The sequence below is a fragment of the Janthinobacterium sp. SUN206 genome (assembly GCF_030587305.1).
In the GTDB taxonomy this organism is placed as follows: Bacteria; Pseudomonadota; Gammaproteobacteria; order Burkholderiales; family Burkholderiaceae_D; genus Janthinobacterium; species Janthinobacterium kumbetense.
The window spans coordinates 184,768-205,923 of record NZ_JAPWIB010000003.1; the positions used below are offsets into that span (position 1 = coordinate 184,768).

At 64.0% G+C, this 21,156-nt stretch carries 20 protein-coding genes and 1 tRNA gene; 15 read left to right on the forward strand and 6 right to left on the reverse strand.

Annotation, left to right across the window (positions count from 1 at the left end):
• The 12 genes from xylF to gabD all read left to right on the forward strand — a co-directional run bounded on the left by xylF (position 1) and on the right by gabD (position 13,147).
• The gene (gene xylF, locus O3300_RS17760) at positions 1 to 975 is read left to right on the forward strand and encodes a D-xylose ABC transporter substrate-binding protein (RefSeq protein ID WP_099377905.1); all 975 of its coding nucleotides are present in this window, start codon (positions 1 to 3) and stop codon (positions 973 to 975) included.
• A gap of 63 nt (positions 976 to 1,038) precedes the next feature.
• Complete coding sequence (gene xylG, locus O3300_RS17765; protein ID WP_305053688.1) at positions 1,039 to 2,610, forward strand: D-xylose ABC transporter ATP-binding protein; 1,572 nt, start codon at positions 1,039 to 1,041, stop codon at positions 2,608 to 2,610.
• Positions 2,607 to 3,749, forward strand: coding sequence for a sugar ABC transporter permease (locus O3300_RS17770; protein ID WP_034783811.1), 1,143 nt, complete (start codon positions 2,607 to 2,609; stop codon positions 3,747 to 3,749). Before xylG ends, O3300_RS17770 begins: the two co-directional genes overlap by 4 nt.
• 32 nt (positions 3,750 to 3,781) lie before the next feature.
• Positions 3,782 to 4,981 (forward strand): DNA-binding transcriptional regulator, encoded by a 1,200-nt coding sequence (locus O3300_RS17775; RefSeq protein ID WP_305053689.1) that lies wholly within the window; start codon positions 3,782 to 3,784, stop codon positions 4,979 to 4,981.
• On the forward strand, positions 4,978 to 5,745 hold the full coding sequence (locus tag O3300_RS17780; protein WP_305053690.1) for a hypothetical protein: 768 nt from the start codon (positions 4,978 to 4,980) through the stop codon (positions 5,743 to 5,745). Before O3300_RS17775 ends, O3300_RS17780 begins: the two co-directional genes overlap by 4 nt.
• Before the next feature lie 84 nt (positions 5,746 to 5,829).
• Positions 5,830 to 6,843, forward strand: coding sequence for a 2-dehydro-3-deoxygalactonokinase (locus tag O3300_RS17785; RefSeq protein WP_305053691.1), 1,014 nt, complete (start codon positions 5,830 to 5,832; stop codon positions 6,841 to 6,843).
• Positions 6,840 to 8,570: an L-arabinonate dehydratase gene (gene araD / locus O3300_RS17790; protein ID WP_305053692.1), complete on the forward strand. Its 1,731-nt coding sequence runs from the start codon at positions 6,840 to 6,842 to the stop codon at positions 8,568 to 8,570. Before O3300_RS17785 ends, araD begins: the two co-directional genes overlap by 4 nt.
• 143 nt (positions 8,571 to 8,713) lie before the next feature.
• Positions 8,714 to 9,607, forward strand: coding sequence for an SMP-30/gluconolactonase/LRE family protein (locus tag O3300_RS17795; protein ID WP_305053693.1), 894 nt, complete (start codon positions 8,714 to 8,716; stop codon positions 9,605 to 9,607).
• Between the two features lie 13 nt (positions 9,608 to 9,620).
• Positions 9,621 to 10,274: a bifunctional 2-keto-4-hydroxyglutarate aldolase/2-keto-3-deoxy-6-phosphogluconate aldolase gene (locus tag O3300_RS17800; protein WP_099665924.1), complete on the forward strand. Its 654-nt coding sequence runs from the start codon at positions 9,621 to 9,623 to the stop codon at positions 10,272 to 10,274.
• A gap of 64 nt (positions 10,275 to 10,338) precedes the next feature.
• Positions 10,339 to 10,761: a CoA-binding protein gene (locus tag O3300_RS17805; protein ID WP_305053694.1), complete on the forward strand. Its 423-nt coding sequence runs from the start codon at positions 10,339 to 10,341 to the stop codon at positions 10,759 to 10,761.
• Positions 10,758 to 11,600 (forward strand): PPK2 family polyphosphate kinase, encoded by an 843-nt coding sequence (locus O3300_RS17810; protein WP_305053695.1) that lies wholly within the window; start codon positions 10,758 to 10,760, stop codon positions 11,598 to 11,600. Before O3300_RS17805 ends, O3300_RS17810 begins: the two co-directional genes overlap by 4 nt.
• A 92-nt stretch (positions 11,601 to 11,692) precedes the next feature.
• Entirely contained in the window at positions 11,693 to 13,147 is a 1,455-nt protein-coding gene (gene gabD / locus O3300_RS17815; protein ID WP_305053696.1) for an NADP-dependent succinate-semialdehyde dehydrogenase, read from the forward strand.
• Between the two features lie 158 nt (positions 13,148 to 13,305).
• Here gabD and O3300_RS17820 read toward each other — a convergent pair whose 3' ends face one another.
• Positions 13,306 to 14,433, reverse strand: coding sequence for a poly(3-hydroxybutyrate) depolymerase (locus O3300_RS17820; RefSeq protein WP_305053697.1), 1,128 nt, complete (start codon positions 14,431 to 14,433; stop codon positions 13,306 to 13,308).
• Between the two features lie 180 nt (positions 14,434 to 14,613).
• On the opposite strand from O3300_RS17820, the gene O3300_RS17825 reads away from it, so the two are divergent.
• Both O3300_RS17825 and O3300_RS17830 read left to right on the forward strand, forming a co-directional pair.
• Positions 14,614 to 15,207, forward strand: a complete 594-nt coding sequence (locus O3300_RS17825) for a glutathione peroxidase (RefSeq protein WP_289912542.1) — start codon at positions 14,614 to 14,616, stop codon at positions 15,205 to 15,207.
• 115 nt (positions 15,208 to 15,322) lie between these two features.
• Positions 15,323 to 15,685 (forward strand): DUF1428 domain-containing protein, encoded by a 363-nt coding sequence (locus O3300_RS17830; RefSeq protein ID WP_251349549.1) that lies wholly within the window; start codon positions 15,323 to 15,325, stop codon positions 15,683 to 15,685.
• Here the strand turns inward: O3300_RS17830 and pabB are convergent.
• From pabB to O3300_RS17845, 3 genes are all read right to left on the reverse strand, one after another.
• Complete coding sequence (gene pabB / locus O3300_RS17835) at positions 15,678 to 17,516, reverse strand: aminodeoxychorismate synthase component I (protein ID WP_305053698.1); 1,839 nt, start codon at positions 17,514 to 17,516, stop codon at positions 15,678 to 15,680. The two genes, O3300_RS17830 and pabB, sit on opposite strands and share 8 nt — an antisense overlap.
• 21 nt (positions 17,517 to 17,537) lie before the next feature.
• Entirely contained in the window at positions 17,538 to 18,113 is a 576-nt protein-coding gene (gene slmA / locus O3300_RS17840; RefSeq protein WP_305053699.1) for a nucleoid occlusion factor SlmA, read from the reverse strand.
• A gap of 102 nt (positions 18,114 to 18,215) precedes the next feature.
• On the reverse strand, positions 18,216 to 18,950 hold the full coding sequence (locus tag O3300_RS17845; protein WP_077398423.1) for a pyrimidine 5'-nucleotidase: 735 nt from the start codon (positions 18,948 to 18,950) through the stop codon (positions 18,216 to 18,218).
• 95 nt (positions 18,951 to 19,045) lie between these two features.
• Here O3300_RS17845 and O3300_RS17850 point away from each other — a divergent pair, with 95 nt between their 5' ends.
• Complete coding sequence (locus O3300_RS17850; protein ID WP_305053700.1) at positions 19,046 to 19,915, forward strand: TraB/GumN family protein; 870 nt, start codon at positions 19,046 to 19,048, stop codon at positions 19,913 to 19,915.
• Between the two features lie 170 nt (positions 19,916 to 20,085).
• On the opposite strand, the gene O3300_RS17855 is transcribed toward O3300_RS17850, so the two are convergent.
• Positions 20,086 to 20,160 (reverse strand) — tRNA-Thr (locus O3300_RS17855).
• A gap of 65 nt (positions 20,161 to 20,225) precedes the next feature.
• Positions 20,226 to 21,119: an acetylglutamate kinase gene (argB, locus tag O3300_RS17860; RefSeq protein WP_010393729.1), complete on the reverse strand. Its 894-nt coding sequence runs from the start codon at positions 21,117 to 21,119 to the stop codon at positions 20,226 to 20,228.
• Positions 21,120 to 21,156 lie beyond the last annotated feature (37 nt).

Genomic DNA, 21,156 nt, shown 5'->3' on the forward strand with positions numbered 1-21,156 from the left:
ATGACCGCCATGCTGGCATTGAGCAGCAGCGCCGCCCTGGCCGATGCAAAAAACCCGAAGATCGGCTTTTCCATCGACGATCTGCGCGTGGAGCGCTGGACGCGCGACCGCGATTTCTTCATCGCCGCCGCCGAAAAGCAGGGCGCCAAGGTCTTCGTGCAATCGGCCGATGCCAGCGAGCAGCGTCAGATTTCGCAGATCGAGAACCTGATCTCGCGCGGCGTGGACGTGCTGGTGATCGTGCCGTTCAACGCAACGGTATTGAACAACACCGTCAAGGAAGCGAAAAAGGCTGGCATCAAGGTGCTGTCGTATGACCGCCTGATCCTGAATGCCGATATCGACGCGTATATCTCGTTCGACAACGAGAAAGTGGGCGAAATGCAGGCCGAGGGCGTGACCAAGCTGCAGCCGAAGGGCAATTACTACCTGCTGGGCGGCTCGCCGACCGACAACAATGCCAAGATGCTGCGCGAAGGCCAGATGAAGGTACTCAAACCGTTCATCGACAAGGGTGACATCAAGATCGTCGGCCAGCAATGGGTGAAGGACTGGAGCGCCACCGAAGCGCTGTCCATCGTGGAAAACGCGCTGACGGCCAACGGCAACAAGATCGACGCCATCGTCGCCTCGAACGATGGCACGGCCGGCGGCGCCATCCAGGCCCTGGCCGCGCAAAAACTGGCAGGCAAGGTGCCTGTCTCGGGCCAGGACGCCGATCTGGCGGCGGTGAAACGCGTGATCGCCGGCACGCAGTCGATGACTGTCTACAAGCCACTGAAAACCATCGCCGCCGAAGCGGCCAAGCTGGCCGTGCAACTGGCGCGCAATGAAAAGCCAGCCTATAACTCCAGCTATGACAACGGCCTGAAAAAGGTCAGCACGGTGCTGTTGAAACCTACGCCCTTGACCAAGGCGAATGTGAACATTCTCGTCGACGACGGCTTCTATACCAAAGCTCAGTTGGGCAACTAAAAGCTGGGGTCAGACCCGCCGGGACTGACCCCTGATTTCTGTTAATCCGCAACGAGAGTGAGCATGTCCGACTATCTGCTTGAAATGAAAGGCATCGTCAAACAGTTTGGCGGTGTCCGCGCGCTTGACGGCATCGACCTGCAGGTGCGGGCCGGCGAATGCATCGGTCTGTGCGGCGAGAATGGCGCCGGCAAGTCGACCCTGATGAAAGTGCTGTCCGGCGTGTACCCGCACGGCACCTGGGATGGCGACATCCTGTGGGATGGCCAGCCCCTGCGCGCGCAATCGATCCGCGACACGGAAGACGCGGGCATCATCATCATCCACCAGGAGCTGATGCTGGTGCCGCAGCTGTCCGTGGCCGAAAATATCTTCATGGGCCGCGAGTTGACCCTGCCGGGTGGGCGCATGCATTATGCGGCCATGTACAAGCGCGCCGACGAGCTGCTGCGCGAACTGAAAATTCCCGAATTGAACGTGGCGCAGCCCGTGATGAATTACGGCGGCGGCCACCAGCAACTGGTGGAAATCGCCAAGGCGCTCAACAAGAATGCGCGCTTGCTGATTCTCGACGAGCCGTCATCGTCGCTGACGGCGTCGGAAATCGCCGTGCTGCTCGATATCCTGCGCGCGTTGAAGGCCAAGGGCGTCACCTGCATCTACATTTCGCACAAGCTCGATGAAGTGGCGGCCATCTGCGACACCATCGTCGTCATCCGCGACGGCAGGCATATCGCCACCACGCCGATGGCGCAGATGAACGTCGAACGCATCATCGCGCAGATGGTGGGCCGCGAAATGAGCCAGCTGTATCCGCAGCGCGCGCAGCCGCCGGCCATTGGCGAGGTGCTGTTCGAGGCGCGCCATGTGACTTGCATCGACGCCGACAACCCGCAGCGCAAGCGCGTCAACGATGTGTCATTCACCCTGCGCAAGGGCGAAATCCTCGGCATCGCCGGTCTGGTGGGGGCGGGGCGCACGGAGCTCGTCTCGGCCCTGTTCGGCGCCTACCAGGGGCAGTGCCAGGCCGAAGTGTGGCTCGATGGCCGGAGAATCGATACCCGCTCGCCGCAAAAGGCCATCGCCATGGGCCTGGCCATGGTGCCGGAAGACCGCAAGCATCACGGCATCGTGCCCGACCTCGACGTGGGGCAGAACATCACCCTGGCCGTGCTGGAGCAATTCGCGCGCGCCACGCGCATCGACGGCGAGGCGGAATTGACGGCCGTGCGCGGCGAGATCGCCCGGCTGGAGCTGAAGGCGGCCAGCCCGTCGCTGTCCATTACGAGCCTGTCGGGCGGCAACCAGCAAAAGGCCGTGCTGGCCAAGATGCTGCTGACGCGCCCGCGCGTCCTGATTCTCGACGAGCCCACGCGCGGCGTGGACGTGGGCGCCAAATATGAAATCTATAAATTGATGCTGGCGCTGGCCGACCGGGGCGTGGCCATCATCATGGTCTCGTCGGAACTGGCCGAAGTGCTGGGCGTGTCCGACCGCGTGCTGGTGATGGGCGAGGGCCGCCTGCGCGGCGACTTTATCAACGATGGCCTGAGCCAGGAAACCGTGCTGGCGGCGGCGCTGGACCAGCGCCCGGCACCCTCCGCCAACACCGCAAACAAGGAACCCGCAGCATGAAACCGCACAGTATCAAACAGCTGTTCACCCAATACAAGATGCTGGCCCTGCTGATCGCCGTGGCGCTGATCTGGGCCTTCTTTTCGTGGAAGACGGAGGGCAGTTTCCTCACGCCGCGCAACCTGTCGAACCTGCTGCGCCAGATGTCCGTCACCGGCATCCTCGCCTGCGGCATGGTACTGGTGATTATCGCCGGCGAGATCGACCTGTCGATCGGCTCCCTGCTGGGGCTTCTTGGCGGCATCGCCGCCGTGCTGGACGTGACGCAGCACTGGCCCCTGGCCTTGAACCTGGCGGCGGTACTCGGCTGCGGCCTGGTGATCGGCCTCCTCAACGGCTACCTGACGGCGTACCGGGGCATCCCATCCTTCATCGTCGGCCTGGGCGGCATGCTGGCGTATCGCGGCATCCTGCTGGGCATCACGGGCGGCATCACGATCGCGCCCGTCTCCGAGCCGATGGTCTACCTGGGGCAGGGCTACCTGCCCGCGGTGCCCGGCATCGTACTGGGCATCGGCCTGTTCCTGCTGGCCGCTTTCCTGACGTGGCGCGCGCGCGCCAGCCGCGCGCAGCATGGCTTGCCGCAGACGGCGCCCTGGGCCGACGGCTTGCGCCTGGCCGTCATCGGCGCCGTGCTGTATGCCTTCGTGCAAACCCTGAATGGCTATGAAGGCATCCCGCTGCCCGTGCTGTTGCTGCTGGCCTTGCTGGGGCTGTTCAGCTACATCACCAGCCAGACCGTATTCGGCCGCCGCATCTACGCTGTTGGCAGCAATATGGAGGCGACACGCCTGTCCGGCATCAATGTGAAAGCCGTCAAGCTGTGGATCTTCGGCATCATGGGCCTGATGTGCGCGCTGGCGGGCCTGATCAACACGGGCCGCCTGGCGGCCGGTTCGCCGTCGGCCGGCACCTTCAGCGAACTCGATGCCATCGCCGCCTGCTTCATCGGCGGCACCTCGATGCGCGGCGGCTCGGGCACCGTGTATGGCGCCCTGATCGGCGCGCTGGTGATGGCCAGCCTCGATAACGGCATGTCCATGCTGGACGTGGACACCTACTGGCAGATGATCGTAAAAGGCAGTATCCTCACCCTCGCCGTGTGGGTCGATGTCAGCACGCGTGCCGGACGCCGCTAGCCGTGAAACGATCTGGCACGGGAGGAGACACCATGAAAATGCCGACCGCGCACCGGATTGCGCTGCTGTTTAACGGGAATAAAATCTATGACCGCGACATCATCGCGGGCATCGCCGCCTACCTGAACACCACGCGCGTGTCGTGGGACCTGTTCCTGGAAGAGGATTTTCGTTGCCGCCTGCCGGGCATCGAACGCTGGCAGGGCGACGGCATCATCGCCGATTTCGACGATCCCGCCGTCTGCGCGGCGCTGGCGCACAGCCGCCTGCCGGTGGTGGCCGTGGGCGGCTCGTATGCGCGCGCGGAGGATTACCCGGCCGTCATTCCGTACGTGGCGACCGATAATTTCAAGATCGTCAAGCTGGCCTATGAACATCTGGTGGAAGCGGGATTGAGCCGCTTTGCCTGTTTCAGCCTGCCCGAGGCCGATGTCAACCGCTGGGCGCAGGAGCGCGAAACGGCGTTTTGCACCTTGATGGAGCGCGACCACATGCATGCCGACGTGTACCGGGGCGTCGCCACCAGCGCGCCGTCATGGGACGAAGCGGTGGAGCAGCAGATCGCCTGGCTCAACAGCCTGGAAAAACCCGTCGGCATCATCGCCGTCAGCGACGCACGCGCGCGCCAGCTGCTGCAAGCCTGCATGCACGCGGGCATCGCCGTGCCGGAGCAGGTCGCCCTGATCGGCATCGACAACGACCCGCTGGCGCGCATGCTCACGCGCATTCCCTTGAGTTCCGTGATCCAGGGCACGGAGGAAATGGGCCGCACGGCGGCGCATCTGCTGCACCAGATGCTCAACGGCGCGCGCCTGTCCGGCACGCGCATCCTGGTGCCGCCGGCCGGCCTGAACGTGCTTGCTTCCACGCGCCACCAGCCCTTCCAGCATCCGCAGGTGATGCAGGCGCGCCACTTCATTCGCCAGTACGCCTGCCAGGGCATCAAGACGGAGCAGGTGGCCGATTACGTGGGCGTGTCGCGCTCTTCGCTCGAAGCGCACTTCCGCCACGAGCTGGGGCGCAGCGTGCACGATGAGATTCTGCATTTCAAGCTCGACGCGGCCAAGACCCTGCTGGCGCGCGGGCCGGGGCAGGTGGCCGAGGTGGCCGTGCGTTGCGGCTTTACCACGGTGCAGTACATGCATGCCGTCTTCAAGCGCGAACTCGGTTGCACGCCGCGCGAATTCCAGCAGCGCAGCCGGCCGCCGCCAGCCCCCGGGCAGGCGCCATGATGCATCTGCTGCGCAACGCGCGCGGCATGCGCGTGGCCATCGATACGCACGATGCCAGCGTGCGGGCCTGGTGGGCGCCCGACCGCTATGGCCGGCTGGCCGATGTGCTGGGCGCGGCGCCCCCAGCGGCACGATCCTCCACGGGCTGGCAGTGCGCATCGCCCGACGACGGCCACTTGCAGTTGCAGCTGGCGCAAGACGGCCTGTCGGTGCGCCTGAGCTACCGGTTTGATGATGACGGCAGCCTGCACCTCGACTGTGTCGCCACATCCGATACCGTTTCCCGTTTTGCGCTTGCCGCACCCCGTTTCAATCTACAGGGCAACCATGCCAGCGTGGGCGACCATGTGCTGCGCCTGGCTGCCGATCGCTATTGGCCTGGCGGTGGCACGGGCGGTTCTCCGCACGATGTGGCGGGCAGCGCCTTCGACTTCCGCCAGCCGGCGCCGCTCGCTTCGCGCCTGGCCTGGCCCGCGCTGGCCCACTTGCCGGGATTCCGGCATGACTTTTACTGGACGGGCAGCGGCCAGCTGCGCGAGGCGGCGCGGGTTGTCGACCCCGCGTCCGGCCGGGTCTTGCGTTTTTCCAGCACCCAGGACGGCTGCCATCTGTATTCCGATGCGCGCTGTTTTTCCCTGCTGGCGCAGGGTGTGGACATGCAGCCGGGACAGGCGATGCGTTTCAAGCTCGCCTACCGTTTGGGCGTGCAGGATATCGACGCGTTTGACATATCCGAACCGGTATCAATGATGTCAAATAAGTGATTGGTCAGATATGCGGGGCAGTTCTACCATGGGGTAGTTTTTCCCTCATTTATTTTTGTCCTGACCGACGCTGCGAACCTGCCCATGAACATACTCACCATCGATGCCGGCACCACCAATACGCGTACCTTGCTGTGGCGCGCGGGCGCCGTCGTCGCCCAGGCGCAGCTGGAAACGGGCGTGCGCAATACCGCCATCGATGGCCATAACGGCGCGCTGAAACAGGCGCTGCGTGACACCATCGCCTGCGTGCTGGCCAGCGCGGGCATTGCGCCGTCCGAGGTGGACCTGGCGCTGGCCTCGGGCATGATCACCTCGCCCATGGGAGTGCGCGAAGTGCCGCATTTGCCGGCGCCCGCCGGCCTGGCCCAGCTGGCGCAAGGCATGCAGGCGGTGGACTTGCCCGACGTGCTGGCGCAGCCCCTGTGGCTGATTCCCGGCGTGCGCAACCAGCATGGCGCCGTCGGCCTGCATAACGTCGAGGCGATGGACATGATGCGCGGCGAAGAGACGGAAGTCGTCGCGCTGCTCGAGCGCCTGCAATTGCGGGGCGCGGCGACCCTGATCATGCCCGGCTCGCATACCAAATTGATCAGCGTGGACGAGCAGCGCCGCATCCTCGGCTGCAGCACCACCATCGCGGGCGAACTGTTGCAGGCGATCACGCAGCACACCCTGATCAAGCAATCGGTCGATGGCGGTTTTGCGCAGACCCTGGTGCCGAAAATGCTGCTGGCCGGCGCGGCGGCGGCGCAAAAAACGGGGCTGGCGCGCGCCTGCTTCAGCGTGCGCACCCTGGGCCAGTTCAGCTCCATCGAATGCAACGAGCGGGCCAATTTCCTGATGGGCGCCGTCCTCAGTGGCGACTTGCTGGCGCTGCGCAACAGCACCGCCATCCAGATGCGGCCCGATACCCCGCTCGTCATTACCGGCAAGCCCATGCTGCGCCAGGCGCTCGGGCTGCTGATCGAAGAACACGGATTTTTTTATGGCAAGCGCGTCATCGTCGACGACCAGCAGCAAGCCAATCTGGCCGGTCACGGTGCGCTGCTGATCGCCGCCGCGCGCGGCTTGATTTCCCCGCAGGAGACAGTATGAGTGACAACAAGAACAAGCGTCCCTTGCGTTCGCAAGCGTGGTTTGGCGGCGACGACAAGGACAGTTTCATTCACCGCAGCTGGATGAAGAACCAGGGCTATCCCAGCGACGCCTTCGATGGCCGTCCCGTCATCGGCATCTGCAATACCTGGTCCGAACTGACCCCCTGCAATGGACATTTCCGCGACCTGGCCGAGATGGTCAAGCGCGGCGTGCTCGAAGCGGGCGGTTTTCCCGTCGAATTCCCCGTGATGTCGCTGGGCGAGACGAACCTGCGCCCGACGGCCATGCTGTTCCGTAACCTGGCCAGCATGGATGTCGAGGAATCGATCCGCGCCAACCCGATCGACGGCGTGGTGCTGCTGACGGGCTGCGACAAGACCACTCCGGCCCTGCTGATGGGCGCGGCCAGCGTGGACTTGCCGACCATCGTGCTGTCGGGTGGTCCCATGTTGAACGGTAACTACCGCGGCAAACCGATCGGCTCCGGCACCGACGTGTGGAAGTTTTCCGAAGACGTGCGCGCCGGGCGCATGACCTCAAACGAATTCAAGCAGGCCGAATCGTGCATGTCGCGCTCCGCCGGCCACTGCATGACCATGGGCACGGCTTCCACCATGGCCAGCATGGTCGAGGCGCTGGGCGTGACCCTGCCCGGCAACGCGGCCATTCCCGCCGTCGATGCGCGCCGCAAGCTGCAGGCACAGCTGACGGGCCGGCGCATCGTCGACATGGTGCATGAAGACCTGAAACTGTCGCAGATCCTCACGCGCGAAGCGTTTGAAAACGCCATCATGGTCAACGGCGCCATCGGCGGCTCGACCAATGCCGTGATCCACCTGCTGGCCATCGCCGGGCGCATCGGCGTGGACATGCGCCTGGGCGACTGGGACCGCCTGGGGCGCGACATTCCCTGCCTGCTGAACCTGATGCCGTCGGGCCAGTACCTGATGGAAGATTTTTATTATGCGGGCGGCCTGCCGGTGATCATCCGCGACTTGCTGGGCAAATTGCATGGCGAGGCGCTCACCGTCACGGGCGCCAGCATGGCCGTCAACGTGGCCGAAGCGGAAAATTTCAATCCCGAGGTGATCACACCGCTGGCGCAGCCATTCAAGGACGAGGGCGGCATCGCCGTCCTGCATGGCAACCTGGCCCCGCGCGGCGCCGTCATCAAGCCTTCCGCCGCTTCGCCGGAACTGATGCAGCACCGTGGCCGCGCCGTCGTCTTCAACAGCATCGAGCACTATAAAAAGCGCGTCGACGATCCCGCCCTCGATATCGATGCCAGCTGCGTGATGGTGCTGCAAAATTGCGGCCCGCAGGGATATCCGGGCATGGCCGAAGTGGGCAATATGGGCTTGCCGAAAAAACTGCTGGAGCAGGGCGTGCGCGACATGGTGCGCATCTCGGACGCGCGCATGAGCGGCACGGCCTACGGTACGGTGGTGTTGCACGTGGCGCCGGAAGCGGCCGTGGGCGGGCCGCTGGCCCTGGTGCGCGATGGCGACATGATTGAACTCGACGTGGCGGGACGGCGCCTGCACTTGGACGTCGACGAGGCCGAGCTGGCGCGCCGGCGGGCGGAATGGAGCGCGCCGCCACCGGCCATGAAGGGCGGCTACCAGTCGATGTACATCAAGCACGTGACGCAGGCCGATGAAGGCGCGGACCTCGACTTCCTCGTCGGTTGCCGAGGCTCGGCGGTTCCGCGCGAATCACATTGATAGCGCACGATCAAACCTGCTGCGCGTCGTCATTTGCGGCCTCGATGCTCACTGTGCTCAAGCACAGTTGCGCGTCTCGGGCACAACTGACTTCCGCTCGCGACGGTTTTATCATGCGTTATACATTAGTTAAAGGAAAAATGATGGGGACACAGGCCCAATTACTGGTCGATGCGCAGAATTTTCTCGGCGAGGGCGTGCGCTGGTGCGAACGCAGCGGCCGCGTTTTCTGGACGAATATCGAAGGCTGCCAGCTGCATGCGCTGGTGCTGGCCACAGGCGAGCGCCAGACGTGGGCCATGCCGGAGCGCCTGGCGTGCTTCGCGCTGACGGACAGCGACGATGTGCTGCTGCTGGGACTGGCTTCGCGCCTGGCCTGGTTTGACGCGCGCAGCGGGGCCGTCACGCCCTTGCACACGGTGGAGGGGGACTTGCCCATGACGCGCCTGAACGATGGCCGCTGCGACCGCCAGGGACGCTTTGTCTTCGGCACGCTCGATGAGCGCCCGTGCCGCGATGCCGTCGCCAGCTTCTACCGCCTCAACCTGGACCTGACCCTGGAGCGCCTGCCGCTGCCGCAGATCGCCATCTCGAACAGCATCTGCTTCAGCGTCGATGGCACGGCCATGTACTTCTGCGACTCGATGAAGAAGGCGATCTACCGCTGGGACGATTATCTGGGGGGCGATGCCAGCCGGGTGCGCGTGTTTGCCGTGCTCGATCCGGGCCCCGGCGCCGCCGATGGCGCCACCGTCGATGCGGATGACTACCTGTGGAGCGCGCAATGGGGCGCCGGCAGGGTCTTGCGCTTCGCGCCGGACGGCAGCGTCGAGCGCAAGATCAGCCTGCCCGTCTCGCAGCCCAGCTGCGTGAGCCTGGGCGGCCCGCGCTACGACGAATTGTTCGTCACGACGGCGCAGGAGAGCTTGAGCCCGGCCCAGCTGGCGAGCGAACCGCTGGCCGGGGGATTGTTTCATGCGCGTCAGGTGGGCGTGCGCGGTTTGCCGGAAGTGCGCTTTGGCGCCCTGCCGGCCTGACAGGAGAGAGCAAATGCAGAAGCACACGGTTTTCGAGGGCATTATCGAACGGGGTATGGTCGGCATCGTGCGCGCCTCTTCGGCGCAGGCGGCCGTGCAGATTGCCGAGGCGTGCATTGCCGGCGGCATCACGGCGCTGGAAGTGGCGTTCACCACGCCCGATACCCTGGGCGTGCTGCGCACCCTGCGCGAACGCCATGGCCATGACGTGCTGCTGGGCGCGGGCACGGTGCTCGATACGGAGACGGCACGCGCCGCCATCCTGGCCGGCGCCCAGTTCATCATCTCGCCTGGCGTGAACGTGGAGACCATCACGCTGTGTCAGCGCTACCAGGTGCTGTCTATGCCGGGGGCGATGACGCCGACGGAGATAGTCACGGCCCTGCAGGCGGGCGCCGACATCGTCAAGGTCTTCCCTGCCGAGATGTTCGGTCCCGCCTACATCAAGGCCCTGCGCGCGCCCCTGCCGCAAGCGCCGTTGATGCCGACGGGCGGCGTGACGGTGGAGAACCTGCATGCATGGTTTGCCAGCGGCGCCGTGGCCGTAGGCATCGGCAGCAGTCTGAGTGGTCCGGGCGCCACGGGAGACTACGCGGCCGTGACGGCGCGCGCGCAGGCCTTCGTGGCGAAGATGGCGGCCGTGCGGACGGCTAAGTCTTCTGGCTAGCTCCCACCGGGACGGGAATCTGCTACGCTAAGGGGGCAATGTCGCACGCCTCATAGACCAGAATATGTCCAACATCGCCCGCATCCTGCAAGACAGCCGCATCATCGCCATCGTCGGCATGTCCGATAAGCCCGAACGCGCCAGCCATGAAGTGGCAGATTACCTGCTGCGGCATGGCTATCGCGTGTTGCCCGTCAATCCGGCCCTCGCCGGACGCGATGTGCTGGGGCAGCGCGCTTACGCCACCCTGACGCAGGCCGCGGCGGCTGTCGCGCCGGCGCGCATCGACATCGTCGACTGCTTCCGCAAGTCAGAAGATATTCTGCCCATCGCCGAGGAAGCCATCGCCGTCAAGGCCGGCTGCCTGTGGCTGCAACTTGACGTCATCAACGAGCAGGCGGCGCAACTGGCGCGGGCGGCGGGCCTGGATGTGGTGATGGACCATTGCACAAAAATCGAGCACCGTAAGCTGGCGGTGGCGGCATGAAGGCGCGCACGCAGTTCCGTGCCGGGAAGGACTTCGACCTGAACGAGGATTTCGCCGGCAAGCGCCTGCTGGGCGCCGCCAGCAAGGCGGCGAACAAGAAGCTGACGGCGGCCCAGTGCAAGGCCCTGGACCGCGAGGAAACCGTGGCCCTGACGGCGCAGATCGCCGAGTGCCAGAGCATGCTGTACGCGCAGCACAAAAAGAAGGTGCTGCTGGTCTTGCAGGGCATGGATACGTCGGGCAAGGATGGCACGGTCAAGGCCATCTTCAGCAATATCAACCCGATGGGCATCCGCGCCGTGGCGTTCAAGGGACCCACCGATATCGAACTGGCGCACGATTACCTGTGGCGCGTGCACCAGCATGTGCCCGTGAAAGGCGAGATCGCCATCTTCAACCGCAGCCATTACGAGGATGTGCTGATCACGCGCGTGCAGGACATGATCGACAAGGCCGAATGCCAGCGCCGCTATGCGCAGATCCGCGATTTCGAGCGCATGCTGAGCGAAACGGGCACCGTCATCCTGAAGGTCTTCCTGCATATCTCGAAGGACGAGCAACGGGGACGGCTGCAGGAGCGGCTCGACGATCCCGACCGTCAGTGGAAGTTCGATCCCAACGATATCGCCCAGCGCAAGAAGTGGGATGGCTACCAGCGCGCCTATGAAACGGCGATCCGCGAGACGGATGCCGACCACGCGCCGTGGTACGTGGTGCCATCGAACTCCAAGACGCAGCGCAACCTGGTGGTCGCATCCCTGCTGCTGGAAACCCTGCAGGGCATGAAACTGGAATACCCGGCGCCGGACCCGAAACTGTCGTCTTTCAAGGTCGAGTAGAGCTTGGGGCAGTTCAGCGCCGCGCCTGCGAAATCTGCCGCGCTGTGGCATAGTATCCCTCGTCGATAATTCAAACCAGACCGGAGATCCATATGCTGCAGTTGAAAGATCCTACCTTGTTGCGTCACCAGGCTTACGTGAATGGAGCCTGGGTCGATGCCGATGGTGGCCAGACGATTAATGTGAGCAATCCCGCCACGGGCGAGCATATCGGCACGGTGCCCCTGATGGGCGCCGCCGAGACGCGCCGCGCCATCGAGGCGGCCAATGCCGCCTGGCCTGCCTGGCGCAAGAAGACGGCCAAGGAGCGCGCGGCCGTGCTGCGCCGCTGGCATGACCTGATCCTGGAAAACGCCGACGATCTGGCGCTGATCATGACCACCGAGCAGGGCAAGCCCTTGCCGGAAGCGAAGGGTGAAGTGCAGTTCGGCGCCTCGTTCATCGAGTGGTTTGCCGAAGAGGGCAAGCGCGTTGCGGGCGATACCCTGCAGTCGCCGTGGCCGGACCGCCGCCTGGTCATCACCAAGGAGCCGATCGGCGTATGCGCCGCCATCACGCCGTGGAACTTCCCCGCTGCCATGATCACCCGCAAAGTCGGCCCGGCCCTGGCCGCCGGCTGCCCGATGGTCCTGAAACCGGCAGAAGCCACGCCGTTTTCCGCGCTGGCGCTGGCAGTGCTGGCCGAGCGCGCTGGCGTGCCTGCGGGCGTGTTCAGCATCGTCACGGGTGCGCCGAAAGACATCGGCGGCGAAATGACGTCGAACCCGATCGTGCGCAAGCTGACGTTTACGGGTTCGACCCAGGTGGGCCGCCTGCTGGCGGAACAGTGCGCGCCAACGATCAAGAAACTGTCGCTGGAACTGGGCGGCAATGCGCCGTTCATCGTCTTCGACGACGCGGACCTGGATGCGGCCGTGGAAGGCGCCATCGCCTCGAAATACCGCAATGCGGGCCAGACCTGCGTGTGCGCCAACCGCCTGTACGTGCAGGACAGCGTGTATGACGCGTTTGCCGACAAGCTGGTGGCCGCCGTGGCCAAGCTGAAGGTGGGCAATGGCATCGAGGCGGGCGTCACGCAAGGTCCGCTGATCGACGCCAAGGCCGTCGCCAAGGTGGAAGAACACGTGGCCGACGCGCTGGGCAAGGGCGGCCGCGTGCTCGCTGGCGGCAAGCGCCACGCGCTGGGCAACGGCTTCTTCGAACCGACCATCATCGCCGACGTGACGAACGACATGCGCGTGGCCACCGAGGAAACCTTCGGCCCGCTGGCGCCCCTGTTCCGCTTCAAGACGGACGATGAAGTGATTGCCCTGGCCAACAACACGGAATTCGGCCTGGCTGCCTACTTCTATTCGCGCGACATCGGCCGCATCTGGCGCGTGGCCGAAGGCCTGGAAACGGGCATGGTCGGCGTCAACACGGGCCTGATCTCGAACGAGATCGCCCCCTTCGGCGGCGTCAAGCAATCGGGCCTGGGCCGTGAAGGGTCGACCTACGGTATCGAAGACTATCTGGTCATCAAGTACATCTGCATGGGCGGTATCTAGGATGCTTGATTAAATCTACTGCGCGGCGCGCTTTCCGGCCTACGATGCGCGCTGCCTCGGCGGCCCCGTACTCAGTACAGCTGCGCTTCTTAGCCAGCTGGGGGCGCCGAGCCTCGTTGCCGCTCGCTACGATTTTTTTTAAGCATCCGTGACGTCCGTTATCGACGGCTGTTGCGAGCCGATCCTAACCTGTCCAGCATGCCCTTGACCGCTTCCATCTGCGTGCCGCTCTTGCGGTAGAAATCCGGGTCGATCGGATTGATGCTGGTGTAGCCCCAGAAATCCCAGCAGCCTTTCGGGTTGTACGGGTAGACGGGGCTCGGTTCGGCCTGCGGATACAGCACGATGATCTTGTTGGCGTCCGCCACCTGGTTGTAGCCGGTGCTGGTATAGAAACGGTCGCCGATGGCTTGCGTCGTTTGCAAGCAGCCGTGGAAGACCACGTGCACGCGGCAGCTTTCGTTGTCGCAGGCTTTCGGGATGTAGGCGTAGCCCGTGTTGTTCATGCTCGAGTATGCGTTCTGGATGAAGCTGCGCTGGTTGAAGGCGATCAACTTGCCCGTCAGCGTGGTCGACGCGGGCTGCAGGTCCGGATACAGGTGCTGCAGGATGTCGCGCGCCTGCACGAAGTCGCAGTCATTGATGAAGGGCGACGCCGTTACATCGCAAGCCTTGTCCTGATTGTTGTCCGTGATGATGGCATGGCCTGCGCCGACATTGTCGACGAAGCGGATCTGCTCGGCCGGCGTGCCCGCCAGCGCATAGAATTTCCCCACCTGTTCCACTACCGGCCGCGTCACGGTCTGGTCTTTCGTTCCGCTGAACAGATACACGCGCTGGCGTTTCAGGTTGGCCGTGTCGTCGATGAGGCGGGCGCGCGCGAAGTCGTTCGCCGCGCGCAGCAATTCGCTGGCGACAGGCGGCGCCACCTGCGCGCTGCCCGGATTCATGCAGGTGGTCAGGGCATTCGTCAGGTAGGGGATGTAGGGGAAGCGGCCCGGCTGGCCCGAGCAGAAATACGGGCCCCCCGCGATGATGCCGGCGCCGGCCACCGTGGCCGAGTAGGCGACGGCAAACTGCGCCGCCATGAAGCCGCCCGAGGACAGGCCGGACACGGTGGTCTGGCTCAGGTCAGCCTGGTAGCCGGGCAGGGCGGGGGCGTCCCTGGTCGCGGCGGGCTTGGCCGCTTTGGCGGCCGTGGCGGCGAGCGTGTCGCCTGGCGCCAGGGTGAGCAGGCTGGCGGCCAGCAGGGCGGTGGGTAATGCGGTCAGGTGCGGGAAGGGCATGGCGACTCCACAAGGCAAGAAATGGGATAGGAAGGCCGAGCATAGGTAAAAAAACTGTGCGATGGGCAAGTACTGCACTATCGTTGATGTCGCTCAAGCAATTGCTGTTCTTGTGGCCCTCATGCGCGCGCGCGGCGTTTGACATAGAATGGTTTTTTCCGTTCAACCATGGTGCCCTTCATGTCCAAGACTCTTGCCCAGCTGTTTGCGCTCACCACCCTTGCCGCCGGCGCCAGCCTGGCCATGCCGGCCCATGCCGCCGAAACCGCTACAGCTGCCGTCGCGCCGGCCGCCTGCCCCGCGATTCTCAAGCAGACCTTCAACCGCCTGCAGGATGAAGCGCCGCAAAACCTGTGCCAGTACGCGGGCAAGGTGGTGCTGGTGGTCAATACGGCAAGTTATTGTGGTTTTACCAATCAATATGAAGGGCTCGAGGCGCTGTACGCCAAGTACGGCAGCAAGGGCCTGGTGGTGCTGGGCTTCCCGTCGAACGATTTCGGCAAGCAGGAGCCGGGCAACAGCAAGGAAATCGCCGATTTCTGCTACAACACCTATGGCGTGAAGTTTCCCATGTTCGCCAAATCGGTGGTCTCCGGCCCCGCGCCGAATCCGCTGTATGTGGACTTGATCAAGCAGACGGGCAAGACCCCGGCCTGGAACTTCCACAAATACCTGATCGACCGTCACGGTAAAGTGGTGGAAAGCTTCCCCAGCAAGGTGACGCCGGACGACAAGAAACTGGTGGGCGCGGTGGAAAAAGCGCTGGCGCTGTAAGTTGCCGACACGCAAGCAGGCTTGATCGCCTGCTTTTTTTTAATGCCGCGCTTGTCGTCTTGCCATCATTGTCCTAAGCTGGTTGTTCGCGTTTGTCACAACCAAGGAGAACATCATGGCGTATGTCGATGGATTTGTGGTGCCCGTACCGAAAGCCAAGCTCGAAGCCTACCTGGCCATGTCGCGCAGTTGCGGCGCCATCTGGCGCGAGTACGGCGCGCTGGAATTTCGCGAATGCGTGGGCGATGACGTCAAGCCAGGCAAGCTGACGTCGTTCCCGCAGGCGGTGGACTTGCAGGATGGCGAAGTGGTGGTGTTTTCCTGGATCGTGTATGCGTCGCGCGCCAAGCGCGATGAAATCAACGACAAGGTCATGAAAGACCCGCGCCTGGCCGAGATGATGGATCCGGCCAAGCTGCCGTTCGATGGCAAGCGGATGATTTATGGTGGTTACGAGATGCAGGTAGATATCAGGTAACCAGCTGCGCCGGTATCGCCCCGCGCAGCGCGTTGCACACGACAACCGCTTCGGCCTGCGCCAGCATGGCCCGCGTGATGATGGTTTCCTGCGCGTCCCAGGCGGGATCGGCCAGCATGGCGGCGCGTTGTACGCCGGGCAGCAGGCCGCAGGACAGGGGCGGCGTATGCCAGCGGCCATCGAGGCGGACGAAGACATTGCTGCGCCCGCCTTCCGTCAGTTCGCCCCGTTCGTTAAAGAACAGCATGTCGAAGCTGCCTCGCGCCTCGGCCGCGCGCCAGGCCGCGTCGTAGCGTGCGCGCACGCTGCTCTTGTGACGCAGGAACAGGTCGCCGGCAGTCGTGGCGTCAGGCGCCAGCAGGATGGTTACCATGTCCGGCAGGGCGGTGAGCGCACTGCTTTGCGTCGTGAACTGGCCATCCTGGCGCAGCGCCAGACGCAGGCGGAAGGGCGCGTCGTCGGGGCGCGCCGCGCAGGCCGCCTGCAGCGCGGCCTGCGCGGCACTCTCACTCCAGGCAAAACCGAAATAGGCGCAGGAGGCGGCCAGGCGCGCCAGGTGGCGCTCTTGCTGGCGACAGCCGCCGGTGCGGCTGGCGTGCAGGGTCTCGAACAGTTCGAAGTCATTGGCCAGCCCCGTCAGGAAGCGGGCCTTGAGCTGGCACTCCGCAAATTCCTCGTGCGGGTCGCTGTCGAGCACGATGCCGGCACCCACGCCCATCTCGCCGCGCCGGATGCTGTCAGGGCCAGCCGGCTGCAAGGCCAGGGTGCGGATCGGCACGGACATGCAAAAGTCGCCCACCGCGTGGGTAGCGCCGGCGGCGGGAGGGTCGAACCAGCCGATGGCGCCCGTATAGATGCCGCGCGGCGCCGGCTCCAGCTCGGCGATGATTTCCATGGTGCGGCGTTTCGGCGCGCCCGTGATCGAGCCGCACGGGTACAAGGCCAGGAAGACGTCGGCCAGGCTGGCGTCGTCACGCAGGCGCGCCTGCACGGTGGAGGTCATTTGCAGCACGCTGCTGTAGCGCGTCACCTCGAACAGTGCCGGCACCTTGACGGAGCCGGTGACGGCGATGCGGCCGATGTCGTTGCGCAGCAGGTCGACGATCATCAGGTTTTCCGCGCGGTTCTTCGGGTCATTGGCCAGGGCGCTGGCGCGGCGCATATTTTCTGCCGTTTGGTCGGCAGGGGCGGCAGGCGCCGTGCCTTTCATGGGGCGCGCCATCAGCTCGCCCTGTGCATGGCGCACGAACAGCTCCGGCGACAGCGACAGCAGGGCGCCGCCATCGGGCAGCATCACCAGCGCGCCGTAGGGCACGGGCTGACGCGCGCGCAGCCGCGCATACAGAGCCAGGGGCGAGCCGAAGGCGTCGAAGCGCAAGCGATACGTGTAGTTGACCTGATAGGTGTCGCCGGCCACGATGTAGTCGTGGATGCGGTCAAGCGCGCGCGTGAATTCGGCTTGGTCGACATTCGCGCGGATATCGGCCACGCCGGCCGGCGCTGCGTCGGCGTGGACACGCACGTCCAGCCATTGCGCCACCTCGTCCTGTGAAAGCTGCGTGCAATGGTCGAAGACAAGCACTTGCGCCAGCGGCGGCGCGTTGATGCCTGCCGCGCGCGGCGGCATGGCCAGCAAATGCGCCCCCAGCTCGTAGCTGCATACGCTGACGGCGTACTGGCCGCGATGTAAGGCGTCTTGCAGGCCTTCCAGCAGCTCGGGCCAGGCCTGCCCCTCGGTGCACTGCAAGACCGCCGCCAGGCCCGTGTACAGGCGCGAACCGGCGCCTGGGGTGCTGGCGTCGTCGAGCAGGGCGAAACAGTCGGTATGCATGGGGACAGCCGCGGCGGTGATTTACCCCAGCAGCATGGCGATTTGCAGCGCCGCTTCCTGGGAGGGATTGATCTTGAAGCCGCTCTTGGCGTAGCGGTGCCAGCGTCCGATGACGAAGCCGACGATCAGGGTGGCGCGCGCCGCCACTTCGCTTTCCTTGCCATGGCCTTCGGCGGCGGCCACGCGCAAGGCCTGCTTGAGCGCCAGTTCCACGCGGTCGTAGAACTGGTTCATGCGCACTTGCAGGCGTTCGTCCTCATTGACCAGCGCATCGCCGATCAATACGCGCGTCATGCCCGGATTGCTGATGGCGAAATTGAGCAGCATGCCGACGATGTCGCGCGTTTGCGTCATGCCATCGCTGTGCTTTTCCGCGATCTGGTTGATCAGGCCGAAGACGCTCGACTCGATGAATTCGATCAGCCCTTCGAACATTTGCGCCTTGCTGGCGAAATGGCGGTACAGGGCCGCTTCCGACACGGTCAGTCTGGCTGCCAGTGCGGCAGTGGTGATCTTTTCGCCTTTCGGCTGCTCCAGCATTGCGGCGAGGGCCTGAAGAATTTGTAGCCTGCGTTGGCCCGGCGGTGTGCTTGCCATATTTTCTCTTGTCGTTAAAAAAAATGCTGCCTTGATGGGGAGGTCCGTCACCGCCGCTAGCGGTGCAGCTTCCGGCGTCAACCGGAAGCCCAGGAGTTCCCTTCAACGCAGACGGTGAAGGCGGCGTGCCAAATGCCGGACAGATTTTACTTTGACATCGACGTAAGCGGGGCGATTTAACGCCTTGGGCAACTTCGCCACGCCGATCGGATCCGCCATTTTCAGGTATTGCGTGACCCATGCCGTGCGCAGGCCCAGTTTTTTCGCACCCTTCAGGTTGGCCAGGGTGTCTTCCACCAGGATGCAGCGGCCAGGGCGGATCTGGTGCTTGCGCATCAGTTTGCGCAGCATCAGGGTCGATGGCTTGGGCCGCAGCTGGCGGTGCACATGCATCGCCTCGATGGCGATATGCTGCGAAAAATGCTGGCGCAAGCCCAGGTGGCGCATCACGTCGCTCGAATAGCGCAGCGGCGCGTTGGTGAGTAAAATTTTACGGCCAGGCAGGCGTTTGAGTAAAGCCCCCAGCCCCCGCTCGGCGCGTATCATGGCGCGCAAATCGTCGAATGCATGCGTCTCGTGCAGAAAATGCGCTGCCTGTACCTGATGGTGCTTGACCATGCCCAGCAAGGTGGCGCCATAGCGGCGCCAGTAGGCCGCGCGCGCCGCATTGACGATGGCGTCGTCGGCCGGCGTCACGCCGTCGCCCAGCACGCGGGCAATATACGTGTTCATATTGGCCGTGATGGTGGGGAAGATGGCGTGCGAGGCATTGTGCAGCGTGTTGTCGAGGTCAAACAGCCAGACCGGCGACGAGCGGTTAAGATGGGACACAGGCACAGGAGTCTTTAGGCAAGATGATAAGCAAGATGAAAAATTCAACAATCAGGAAAACCATGCGACGCCAGATTATAGTGATGTTTTGCGGATTATTCTTGCTGCCGTTGCCGGCGGCCTTTGCCGAAGCACCGCCTGCGGCGCAAAACCGGGGCGCCCTGTTCAAGGTGCAGGACGCCAGCCATACCCTGTATCTGTTCGGCACCATCCACGTCGGCGCGCCCGATTTTTATCCGCTCGAGCCGACGGTGACGCAGGCGCTGCACCAGGCTGGCGCGCTGGCGCTGGAGATCGATCCCGGCGCCGACCCGCGCGCCGCCCTGGGCGCCGTGCTGAAGTACGGCATGGAGGCGCCGGGCAGCCAAGTGCCGCTTGATTGCCGTCAGACTCTGGCCCCGCGCCTGGCCCCGCTGTTGCAAAAATACGGCATTCCAGCCGAGTCGGTGGCGCCGATGAAGCCGTGGATGCTGGCCAGCATGCTGGCCATCGGCGAGTTCTCCACCCTGGGCTACCGCTCCGACCTGGCCGTCGACAATTATCTGTCGCAACAGGCCAAGGCGCGCAAGATTCCCGTGGTGGAACTCGAGTCGATGGAAGGCCAGATGGCGCTGTTCGGCGCCATGTCGCCGGCCGACCAGTGCCGTTTCCTGGAAGACGGCGTGGCGTCGATCGAGGACCAGGAACAAAGCCAGGAAGCGCGCGAGATCGCCAACGCCTGGCGCACGGCCGATGCCGCCGCCTTCGACAGGCTGGCCGCCAAGGCAGCGACAGACCCGTCGTTCGCCGCCCAGTTCGTGCAAAAGGTGTTGCTGGATGGCCGCAACCCCGCCCTGGCCGACGGCATCGCCAGGTTGCTGGCGCGCGAAAAGTCCAGCCTGGCCGCCATCGGCGTGCTGCACCTGGTGGGAACGAAAAGCGTTCCGGATTTATTGCGTCAGAAGGGCTTGAAGGTCGAGCGGATTTATTAGTTTTAACGACAGCAGGAAGAATAGATGACGCTAGCTCCGCCGCGCAAAACACGCGGCAGAGCAGATGGAAAAGTGTTCAGGGCAAGGCGTACTGACGAAGACAGTACGCATGTACGGCGAGGCAGTACAACGCCGCCATAGACATTTTCTCAGCTGCGGGGAAAGGATACTGGTGCCCTTGACGTGGATCGAACACGTGGCCTCTCCCTTACCAAGGGAGTGCTCTACCACTGAGCTACAAGGGCAAATTAAAAGCGGCGCCAGGTGATCTGCGCCGCCAAACTACTCGCTGTGATCCGTTGCGATTTTTTTAGTGCGAACGGATCATAGTACCAAAAGCTTGCTCGGTCAACACTTCCAGCAATAATGAGTGTTCGATGCGGCCGTCGATGATGTGCACCGTGTTCACGCCGGACTTGGCGGCGTCGAGCGCGGACGATATCTTCGGCAGCATGCCGCCCGAGATCGTGCCGTCGGCGAACATCTCGTCGATTTCACGTGCCGACAGGTCGGTCACCAGGTTGCCCTGTTTGTCCTGGACGCCGGCGATGTTGGTCATCATGATCAGCTTTTCCGCTTTCAGGATTTCCGCGATCTTGCCGGCTACCACGTCGGCGTTGATGTTGTAGGCCTGGCCATCCTGGCCGAAACCGATCGGCGAGATGATGGGAATGAAGGCGTCGTCCTGCAGCGCCTTGACGACGGCCGGGTTGATCGCGTCGATCTCGCCGACGAAGCCGATGTCGAGGAATTCGCCCGGATGTTCGCGGTCCGGCATCTGCATCTTGCGCGCGCGGATCAAGCCGCCATCCTTGCCCGTCAGGCCCACAGCCTGACCGCCGTAATGGTTGATCAGCATGACGATATCCTGCTGCACTTCGCCGCCCAGCACCCACTCCACCACTTCCATGGTTTCTTCATCGGTGATGCGCATGCCTTGCACGAAGGTGCCTTGCTTGCCGATTTTTTTCAGCGCGTTGTCGATCTGCGGTCCGCCGCCGTGCACCACGACCGGGTTCATGCCGACCAGCTTGAGCAGGATGACGTCGCGCGCGAAGCCGTGCTTCAGGCGTTCGTCCGTCATGGCATTGCCACCGTACTTGATGACGATGGTCTTGCCATGGAAATTGCGGATGTAGGGCAGGGCCTCGGCCAGAATCTGCGCCTTGATTTGTGGCGACACCGCCGTCAAGTCGTCATTCATGTCCAGGTTCAAGTTAGCTAGTTGATTCATGGCGAGT